Source organism: Streptomyces sp. CO7 (genome assembly GCF_053474865.1).
Map to the genome: position 1 here is coordinate 1,191,390 of NZ_JBRIOU010000002.1, position 9,007 is coordinate 1,200,396.

9 protein-coding genes are annotated in these 9,007 nt (G+C 73.0%); 4 read left to right on the forward strand and 5 right to left on the reverse strand.

From position 1 onward, the window contains the following. Positions 1–15: 15 nt before the first annotated feature. Positions 16–1,209, reverse strand: coding sequence for an Ig-like domain-containing protein (locus ACOV8S_RS07365; RefSeq protein WP_448316823.1), 1,194 nt, complete (start codon positions 1,207–1,209; stop codon positions 16–18). A 204-nt stretch (positions 1,210–1,413) separates the two neighbouring features. Between ACOV8S_RS07365 and ACOV8S_RS07370 the strand changes: the two genes are divergently transcribed. The 4 genes from ACOV8S_RS07370 to ACOV8S_RS07385 all read left to right on the forward strand — a co-directional run bounded on the left by ACOV8S_RS07370 (position 1,414) and on the right by ACOV8S_RS07385 (position 5,517). Beyond that, a complete protein-coding gene (locus ACOV8S_RS07370) occupies positions 1,414–2,571 on the forward strand; it encodes a lipid II:glycine glycyltransferase FemX (RefSeq protein WP_448317388.1) in 1,158 nt (385 codons plus the stop codon). 83 nt (positions 2,572–2,654) lie between these two features. Further along, complete coding sequence (locus ACOV8S_RS07375) at positions 2,655–3,338, forward strand: response regulator transcription factor (RefSeq protein ID WP_448316824.1); 684 nt, start codon at positions 2,655–2,657, stop codon at positions 3,336–3,338. Continuing rightward, the gene (locus tag ACOV8S_RS07380) at positions 3,335–4,918 is read left to right on the forward strand and encodes an ATP-binding protein (RefSeq protein WP_448316825.1); all 1,584 of its coding nucleotides are present in this window, start codon (positions 3,335–3,337) and stop codon (positions 4,916–4,918) included. The genes ACOV8S_RS07375 and ACOV8S_RS07380 overlap by 4 nt, the downstream gene beginning before the upstream one ends. Beyond that, positions 4,915–5,517: a hypothetical protein gene (locus ACOV8S_RS07385; RefSeq protein ID WP_448316826.1), complete on the forward strand. Its 603-nt coding sequence runs from the start codon at positions 4,915–4,917 to the stop codon at positions 5,515–5,517. Before ACOV8S_RS07380 ends, ACOV8S_RS07385 begins: the two co-directional genes overlap by 4 nt. 62 nt (positions 5,518–5,579) lie before the next feature. Here the strand turns inward: ACOV8S_RS07385 and ACOV8S_RS07390 are convergent, their stop codons facing one another. From ACOV8S_RS07390 to ACOV8S_RS07405, 4 genes are all read right to left on the reverse strand, one after another. Next, positions 5,580–6,806, reverse strand: coding sequence for a cytochrome P450 family protein (locus ACOV8S_RS07390; protein WP_448316827.1), 1,227 nt, complete (start codon positions 6,804–6,806; stop codon positions 5,580–5,582). 108 nt (positions 6,807–6,914) lie between these two features. Further along, entirely contained in the window at positions 6,915–7,874 is a 960-nt protein-coding gene (locus ACOV8S_RS07395; protein WP_448316828.1) for a DUF1152 domain-containing protein, read from the reverse strand. A 77-nt stretch (positions 7,875–7,951) separates the two neighbouring features. After that, positions 7,952–8,467 (reverse strand): cupin domain-containing protein, encoded by a 516-nt coding sequence (locus tag ACOV8S_RS07400; RefSeq protein WP_448316829.1) that lies wholly within the window; start codon positions 8,465–8,467, stop codon positions 7,952–7,954. Positions 8,468–8,555: 88 nt separating this feature from the next. Next, positions 8,556–8,924: a hypothetical protein gene (locus ACOV8S_RS07405; protein ID WP_448316831.1), complete on the reverse strand. Its 369-nt coding sequence runs from the start codon at positions 8,922–8,924 to the stop codon at positions 8,556–8,558. Between the last annotated feature and the right edge of the window lie 83 nt (positions 8,925–9,007).

Genomic DNA, 9,007 nt, shown 5'->3' on the forward strand with positions numbered 1-9,007 from the left:
GGGCCGGGGGGCGGGTCAGCGCAGCGCGCTGCGGGCCCGCCACTCGTCCCACGGCACGTTCCACGCGCCGAAGCCGTTGCCCGGTGCGACGACGCCCTTGGTGTCCTTGCCCTTGATCTCGAACGGGTCACCCGGACGGACCTGGTCGTAGAACCAGGCGGCGTTCGCGTCGCTCATGCCGATGCAGCCGGAGCTCATGTTCGCCCTGCCGAACCACCTGTCGTTCCACGGCGCGGCATGGGCGTACATACCGGACCAGGTCAGCCGCATCGACTTGTCGACCATCTTGTCGTAGGCGTCGGCGAGCCCGACCGTCTCGGAGTTCATGTTGATCGTGCCCTCCTTCGCCATCAGCACCGCGGTGCCGCGCCAGGAGCGCTTGTCGCCGCCCGGGGTCCCGCCGGAGACCGGGATCGTGCGGACCGCCTTCCCGTCCCGCTCCAGGGTGAGCTGCTTGCTGTCGAGGTCGACCTTGACGACCTGGCCCGTCCCGACGGTGAAGCGGGTGGTGTAGTACCGGACGAACCAGCCGCCCTCCCCGGAGTCGGTGATGCTCAGTTCGGCCTCGAGAGTGACCTTCGTGCCGGGCTCCCAGTACCGCCTGGGGCGCCAGTCGATCCGGTCGCGTCCGGAGTGGTCCTCCAGCCAGGCCCAGGAGCCGTCGGTGCCGTTCGAGGTGGTGAGCCTCAACTGCCGCTCGACGGCGGCCTTGTCGGTGACCGGGTTGTCGAAGACGAGGGAGACCGGCTGGGCGATGCCGACGGTGGTGTCCGCGCCGGGCCGCCAGTCCACCTTGTTGACCTTGTCGGCCCCGGCCGTGGCGAACCCGGACGTGGTGGTCCTCGTCGTGCCGGCCTTCGTCCTGGTCACGGCGGTGACCGTGTACGAGGTGCCGGGGACGGCCTTGCGCTCCGAGGCCCACCGCGTGCCGTCGACGGTGATCTCACCGACGAGTTCGCGGCCCTCGTCGTCGGTCACCCTGACCGAGGTGAGCGTGCCGCCCGCCGAGGTGACCCGCACCGTGCCGCCGGGCCGTACACCGTCGCCCTTCGGCGTCACCGTCACCGCCGCCGGACGGTCCTCCGCGGCCCGGGTGCCGCCGTTCTTCGCGTCCTCCGCCGTCCTGCTCGGCCCCGCTCCGGCGGAGCAGGCGGCGAGCGGCGCCAACAGCACCGCCACCGCCGCGATGCGCACACGTATCTGGCTCAACGGAGCCTCCGTCCATGGTGGTTCGGGTGGGTCACGGCGACTGTAGGGCCGAGGACACGCAGGTGAGCGGGGGTGCGGGCCATGTGACGGCGATTGCGGAGCAACGGTCATGGTCCGGTCACATTCACCGCGCGCGGCGGTCACGGGCGGCTGTGAGCATCCTCCGCATCCCACAGAAAGGCTCACGCCGTGTCAGCGTCACTCATGACGGCCGCCCGCGGCCAGGAAACCCCGCTGCGGCCCATCACCGCCGAGACCTACCGCTCGTTCCTCTCCTCCGACGCCGGCTCGGAACTGGGCGCCGGCTTCCTGCAGTGCCCGTCCTGGGCGCAGGTCAAGGACGGCTGGCGTGCCCGGACGGTCGGCTGGGGCCCCGATCCGGCGGCCGGCCGGCTCAACGGGGTCGCGCTGGTCCTGCTGCGTCAACTGCCGGGCACGCGCAAGTACTTCGCCTACCTCCCTGAAGGGCCGGTCGCCGACTGGGCCGACCCGGGCATCGACGGCTGGCTCGGACCGCTGCTGAGGCACCTGCGCGCGGCGGGGGCGTTCGCGGTGCGGATCGGTCCCTCGCCCGCGTACCGTCGCTGGAGCGCGGAGCGTCTCAAGTCGGCGACCGGGCCGGGCCGCAGGCTCTCCGACGTGCTCGCGAGCGAGGTGGACCCGCTGGGCACCGCCGTCGCCGAGCGGCTGCGGGCCCGCGGCTGGAACCGGTGCGGCGGCGAGGACGACGGGGACGCGCAGCCGCGCCACGTCTTCCGCATACCGCTCGCCGGGCGCACCCGGGACGACCTGTGGTCCTCACTCAACCAGGAGTGGCGGCGCAACGTCCGCCGGGCGCGGAAGTCGGGCGTCGAGGTGGTCGTCGGCAGCGCCGCCGACCTGCCGGAGTTCCACCGGTTGCTGCGTATCACCGAGGAGCGCGACGGGTTCCGCCTGGGGCGGTCCCTGCGGTACTACGAGCGGCAGTACGCGGCCCTCAACGGTGAGGAGCCGGGCCGCATGCGGCTCTACCTGGCGCGGCACGAAGGCGAGGTCCTCGCCGCCCACACCATGATCCGCGTCGGCCGTCGGGTCTGGTACCAGACCGGCGCCTCCGCCGACCACCGCCGCGAGGTCCGGCCCTCCAACCTGCTGCAGTGGCGCATGCTGCTCGATGCCCACGCCCAGGGAGCCGACGTCTACGACATGCGCGGGGTACCCCCCACCCTCGACCCCGACGACCGTCCGTACGGGCTCCTGCGCTGGAAGCTCGGCACCGGCGGCGAGGTCGTCGAAACTCTGGGGGAGTGGGACAGACCGACGGACGGCGCGGCCAACCACGCGCTGTACCGCGCCTTCCAGGCCTGCCTGGCGCGCCGGTGACAGGTCACGGGAACCGTGGAACCCCCGGCGGACGTGAAGCTTCCAGAACCCGCCCGCCTCCGACTGTCAGGGATACCCCGCACATGCCCCGCGTGCTGCTGATCGAAGACGACCCCTCCGTGCGGGAGGGCGTCGAACTGGGCCTGCGCCGCCGCGGCCACGAGGTCCGCACGGCCGCCACCGGGGAGGCCGGCCTGGCCGCACTGCGTGAGTTCCGGCCCGACCTGCTCCTGCTGGACCTGATGCTGCCCGGCATGAACGGGGTCCAGGTATGCCACCGGGTACGGGAGGACAGCCAGCTGCCCATCATCGTGCTCACCGCCCGCGGCGACGACTTCGACGTCGTCGTCGGCCTCGAGGCCGGCGCCGACGACTACATCGTCAAACCGGCCCGCACCGAGGTGATCGACGCCCGCATCCGGGCCGTGCTGCGCAGGATCGACCCCCCGGGCAGCGGCCGGCCGGCCGTCGAGTTCCACGGAGACCTCGCCGTGGACCGGGCCGGCCTCACCGTGGCCAAGTCCGGGGCACGTCTCGCACTCGCCCCCTCCGAGATGAAGCTGCTGCTCCACCTCACCGCCGCGCCGGAGCAGGTGTTCAGCCGCCAGCAACTGCTCGAGCACGTCTGGGAGCACAGCTACCACGGCGACGCCCGCCTCGTCGACGCGTGCGTCCGCAGGCTGCGCAACAAGATCGAGGACACCCCCGGCAGCCCTCGCTACATACAGACCCTTCGGGGCTTCGGCTACCGCTTCGGACCCCTGTGACCGCCGCTCGCACGCGCCTGCGCCGGATCGCCCGCTTCGGACTGCGCACCCGGCTCGTCCTGGCGTTCCTGCTGGTCGCCGCCGTCAGCGCGGGGACGACCGCCGCCCTCACCTACCGCGAGGCGCGCAACGCCGTCCTCGTCAGCGCCCAGGACACCGCGGTCGCCTCCTTCCGCGAACAGGTGGGAACGCTCGCGCCCGCGCTGCCCGTCGATCCGGAGACGCTGCGCGAACAGCTGTACGTCATCGCGAGCAAGGCGAAGCCGCACCCATGGATCGTGTTCGCCGAGTACGGCTCGCTGCGGGTCTCCTCCAGCACCCGTCCCACCTCCTCCGTCATCACCTCCGGCCTGCGCCGCGCCGCCCTGACGACGTCGCACAGCAGCTTCGAGAGGGTGGTCAAGGGCGGTGTCCCCTACCTCACGATCGCCGTTCCCGTCCTGACGAGGACCGGCGCGGGCGGGAGCATGCCGACCGGGCTGGTCCTCTTCGCCGTGATGCCGATGCACGACGAGCAGGCCGGTGTCGAGGCACTGGTCGGCGCCGCCCGTGACGGCGCCCTGCCCGGTCTCGTCATCGCCCTCGTCCCCGCGCTGATCGCCGCGCGCGGAGTGCTGCGCCCGGTCCGGGAGCTGCGCGAAGCCGCCCGCTCGATGGGCAGCGGGCGGCTCGACGCGCGGATCAAGGTCTCCGGGAGGGACGAACTGGCGGATCTGGCGCGCACCTTCAACGAGTCGGCGGCAGAACTGGAGAGGTCGGTCGACGAACTGCGACAGGCCGAGGCGCGCGCCCGCCGTTTCGCCTCCGACGTCTCGCACGAACTGCGCACCCCGCTCGCCGGGATGCTCGCCGTCACCGAGGTTCTCGACGAGGACGCGGAAGGCCTCGACCCGGACACCGCCCGGGCCGTACGGCTGGTCAGCGCGGAGACGGGCAAGCTGGCCGTACTGGTGGAGGATCTGATGGAGATCTCCCGCTTCGACGCCCGCGCGGCCGAGCTGAACGCCGACGAGGTCGACGCCGGGGAGACGATCCGCAGAACCCTCCTGCACCGGCACTGGGCCGACCGCGTGCGCACCGAACTGCCCGAGGGGATCCGGGCCCGTCTGGACCCGCGCCGGTTCGACGTGGTGGTCGCCAACCTCGTCGGCAACGCCCTGCGGCACGGCTCCGAACCGGTCACCGTGCGCCTGGACACCCGGAGGGCCGCCGACGGGGCGGACATGCTGGTCGTCGAGGTCGCCGACAGCGGGCCCGGCATCCGGCCGGACGTGCTGCCGCACATCTTCGACCGGTTCTACAAGGCCGAGGCGGCCCGTACCCGGTCGGCGGGCAGCGGCCTCGGTCTCGCGATCACGCAGGAGAACGCCCGGCTGCACGGCGGGACGGTGCGCGCCGGGAACGGACCGGCCGGTGGCGCCGTCCTCACGGTGGAGATCCCGCTCGGCGGGCCCGCCGGCACGGACGGATCCGGCGCGTCCGGATCCGGCGCGGACGACGGCGGGCAGGCGCCTGGCGCGGGCGGGGCGACGGCGCGAGCGGGTCGGGCGCCCGGCGGCACGAAGGGGGCCACGGCATGAGGGCGCGCCTGCGCGCGGCCGCCGCGCTCGCGGCGCTGCTCCCGCTCACCGCGTGCGGCATCCAGGAGACGGACGTCATCGAGGCGGGCGGCGGCGCGACGATCGACGTGCTTCCCGCTCGTCAGGTCAGGATGCTTCTCTTCTTCCTGTCCCCGGACGGTCAGCTGGTCCCCTCGCCCCGGATCGTCGACGACGGTGCACCCGATGGCGACGACGCGTACGCAGCGGGGCAGCAGATGCCGGACGGCGCCGCGGAGGTCGCGCCACCCTCCGTCGAGGACACGGTCGCCGCGCTGCTGAGCGGGCCGGCCCCGCCGGAGAGCGGCGCGGGCCTGGGCAACGACCCGTCGCTGCCCGGACCGAGGACCCTCACGACCGTCACGGTGTCCGACGGCAGCCTGGAGCTCGGCCTGTCGGCGTCCGTCGACGATCTCACCGCACGCGCGGAACGGCAGCTCGTCTGCACGGCGGCGTACGCGCAGAGCGCCGCGGGCAGCGTGCCGGTGACGCTCCGAGGCACGGACGGCGCCCGTCCACCCGCCCGGTGCGACCTCCGGCCGGGACCGGGACCGGCCACCACCGGGACGGCCCCGCGCTGAAGCCGCACGCGGCACGGGCGTCGACCCGCGCCGCGTGGGTCTTCCCGGCCGGCCCGGTGCCTCTACCCCGGGCCGTGCAGGAGTACGGGCAGGCGCTCGTGCCCGTTGCTGATGAGGGAGGGCACCGGACGCAGCTCCTCCTCCGGGACGGCCAGCGTCATGTCCGGGAACCGTGCGAACAACAGCCTCAGCGCGGTGGCGACCTCCAGCCGGGCCAGGGGAGCGCCCAGGCAGAAGTGCACGCCGTGACCGAAGGCCAGGTGCTCCTTGGCGGTCCGGGTGACGTCGAACGCGTCCGGATCGGGATGCCAGGAGGGGTGCCGGTTGGCAGCGGCGTAGGAGGCGAGGACCGGGTCCCCCTTGGGGATCACCCGCCCGTCGGGGAGGGGGACGTCGACGACGGCGTAACGGAGCGGCAGGTGCTTCACCGCCGGCTCGAGACGCAGGGACTCCTCGACCACGTCCGCCCAGCCGACGTGGCCCTCACGGACGTGGGCCAGCTGGTCGGGGTGGGTGAGCAGCAGGGTGACCGCCCGGTCGACGGCGTTGCCGGTGGTCTCGTACCCGGCGCTGATCATCAGCAGGAGCGTGTCGCGCAGTTCCACGTCGCTGAGGCCGCGGTCGTCGCCCTCCTCGTCGCGGGCGGCGATCAGGAAGGAGGTCATGTCGTCGGCCGGTGCGACGCGCTTCCTCGCGATCAGCTCGTCGAGCGCCTGGTAGAGCGAGACGGCGTTCGCGGTGGCCTCCTCGCGGCTGAGCGTGGTGGTGAACACGCCGTCGACGAGGCTGCGGAAACCGGCACGCTGATCCTCGGGGACGCCCATGAGCTGGGCGATCACCGCGATCGGCAGCGGGAAGGCCAGCTTCTCCCGCAGGTCGACGACCTCGTCACCGCTGTCCGCGACGTCGTCCAGCAGACGCGTGACGAGGTGCTCCACGGTCGGGGCGAGCGCGCCGACGGGCCGGGCGCCGAAGGCGGAGGAGACCAGCCGGCGCAGGCGCCGGTGATCGCCGCCGTAGGCCGTGAACATGTTCCGCACCGAGACCCACAGGGCCAGCGGCCAGGTCGGCGTGACAGCGGCGAAGTCGGGCCAGTGGGCGCGGGCGTCCTTGGAGAGGTCCTTGCCCACCAGAAGCCTCTTCAGCAGGTGGGGGTCGGAGACCGACCAGGCCCGCACGCCGAGGACGTCGACGGGTGTGGCCGGGCCCCGGGCGTGCAGCGCCCGGTGTTCGGCGTGCGCGTCCGAGCCGGTGGGATCCAGGACGAGTAAGGAGTCGTCGGGCTGCATGCGGTCCCTTTCGGAGGGCGGGTGGCGGAAAGAACACAGGGAGGCTTTCCAGCGCGTGGCCGAACGGACCCGGCCGGCGGCGCCTTTTTCGCGGGACCGGGTGACCCCTCAGTGCGGGAAGCGGCGGGGCGGCCGCGCGATCACCGTGTCCCGGAACTCCGCGATGCGTGAGTGGACCTGCCGCATCAGATGGGTCTCCTCGATGCGGTCCAGGTACAGGCACCGGGCCGCCAGGGCGGGCAGATCGACGACGAAGCACAGGGACATCAGCGGGTTCACGAAGAGCTCGCTGCCCTTGGTCCGCTCGGTGAACCGGACGTCACCGAAGTCCCCGCGCACCGCGGCGGCGATCGACCCGTTGACGATGCTCGGGTGGTCCGGCGTGTGCCGCCGGGCGTGCTCCACCGCGTCGAGGTAGAGGGCGCCCTCCCGGGACGCGCGCGGGATCGAGAACGCGCCCAGGTACCCGCCGTCGCGCTCCAGCGCCGCGATGTTCTCCAGCACCTGCACGTGGTTGACGCCGTGGTACGCGTCCACGCCGAAGCCGACCGAGACCACCAGCCGCACGGGCACCTCCTCCAGCGCGGCGAGCGCCGCCACGGAGGCCATGTCCTCCTCCGGGGTGCCCAGTCCGGCCTCGTCGCCGCGCATCAGGATGTCGGTGCCGCCGTCGACCAGCACCACCGCGTCGATGTCGTGCCGGTCGATCAGCGCCCGGTAGGCGTCCCGCAGCGGGCGCACCCCCGTCCTGGGGAAGGCGTACACCGTGGACGGACGGCGGTGCAGGTCCAGCCAGCGGGCCAGCGTCCGCTCGGGAAAGTAGTCGCCCGGCAGGACGCAGTCCGGAGTGACCGCGGCCAGGTTCTCGGCCACCCAGTCGTCGGCGGGCAGCGCGGTGAGCTCGGTGAACGAGAGGTTCGCGAGATGCACCTCCTTGCCCTGGTGCTGGAGGGACAGCGCGACGGGCAGCCCCGCGTAGACGTCGAAGCCGCCGCCCGCGCCCGCGACGAGGATCCGCTCCGCGCCGTCGAGCCTGCCGAAAAGTGGATTGGTGTGCAGGAACGTCATGGGGCGCAGTGTGGACGGCCACGGCGCCCGGACGCCACGGGGTATCGGATCCGCCTCCCGGTCCTCCTCCCGCCGCCTCAGCGTTCCCGCTTCCGGGCGTCGGCCCGCTCCTCCTCCCAGGCCCTGCTGCGCAGGAAATGGGTGTCGTAGCGCTCCTGGACGTCGAGCAGGCTCTCCGGGGGAGCCTCGCCGACGGCGATGCGCTGCAGATGGCGGAAGTAGTCGAAGCGTTCCACCCCGGGCGTGATGACGACGAGGATGTCCGCGTCGTGCCCCGGCGGCGCGGCGAAGGCGTGCGGCATGCCGGGCGGGACGACCACGAGGTCGCCGGGCCCGGCGGTGACCACCTCGTCGCCGGACAGCAGCCGGGCCGTCCCGGACACCATGAAGAACATCTCCGCCGAGTTGTCGTGACGGTGCGGCCGGGCGCCGTCGGCCCCGCCGGTCAGGGTGGCGCGCACGACGGACAGCGCTCCGCCGGTCGCGCTGCTGTCGGCCAGCAGCGCGATGGCCGTGGGCAGGCGGCCGGTGACCTCGGCGTCCGCCGCGCGGACCACCACGGACGAGGAGAAGTCGGGCAGGATCAGCGACATCCGGGTCTCCCAGTGCTCGTACTCGCTCGGCCACGACGCCGGAGCCGTAGCCGGCCCGGTCCTGGCCGAGTATGCCGAAGACGCCGGGTCAGCGCCGGACGAGCGCCAGCACACTCAGGCCGAACATGGCGACGCCCAGGGGGAGATGGACGGACGGCACGTGGGCGACGCCGAGCACCACCTGGACCGAGGCGAGGACCAGGAAGCCCGTCGCGTGCCACACCGGGCGGAGCGGACCGCCCCCCGGCTTCCACGCCAGCACCGCCGCGAGCAGGTACAGCATCGACGCCCCGTACATCACCCGCGCCCCCACGCCGTGCAGCGTCTCCCCGTACGGCTCGGTCAGCAGCAGCCCGGCGGACACCGCCTGCAGGAAGATCGTCGCCGTCTGCAGCGCTATCGCGATCCGCAGGAACGAGGAGCCGCGCCCCGCGGTCGCCGTCACCTCAGTGGCCATGTCACAGTCCCCTTTTCCGCCCTCGGGCAGCGCGTCGATATGGTCTCGACAGCTCGACGACACGGGCCTGCGAAAGGTAAGGG

Excerpts from the sequence above, each read along its gene's own strand:
- ACOV8S_RS07370 (WP_448317388.1), top strand. The coding sequence starts at position 1,414 with ATGACGGCCGCCCGCGGCCAGGAAACCCCGCTGCGGCCCATCACCGCC.
- ACOV8S_RS07375 (WP_448316824.1), top strand. The coding sequence starts at position 2,655 with ATGCCCCGCGTGCTGCTGATCGAAGACGACCCCTCCGTGCGGGAGGGC.
- ACOV8S_RS07385 (WP_448316826.1), top strand. The coding sequence starts at position 4,915 with ATGAGGGCGCGCCTGCGCGCGGCCGCCGCGCTCGCGGCGCTGCTCCCG.
- ACOV8S_RS07390 (WP_448316827.1), bottom strand. The coding sequence starts at position 6,806 with ATGCAGCCCGACGACTCCTTACTCGTCCTGGATCCCACCGGCTCGGAC.
- ACOV8S_RS07395 (WP_448316828.1), bottom strand. The coding sequence starts at position 7,874 with ATGACGTTCCTGCACACCAATCCACTTTTCGGCAGGCTCGACGGCGCG.
- ACOV8S_RS07400 (WP_448316829.1), bottom strand. The coding sequence starts at position 8,467 with ATGTCGCTGATCCTGCCCGACTTCTCCTCGTCCGTGGTGGTCCGCGCG.
- ACOV8S_RS07405 (WP_448316831.1), bottom strand. The coding sequence starts at position 8,924 with ATGGCCACTGAGGTGACGGCGACCGCGGGGCGCGGCTCCTCGTTCCTG.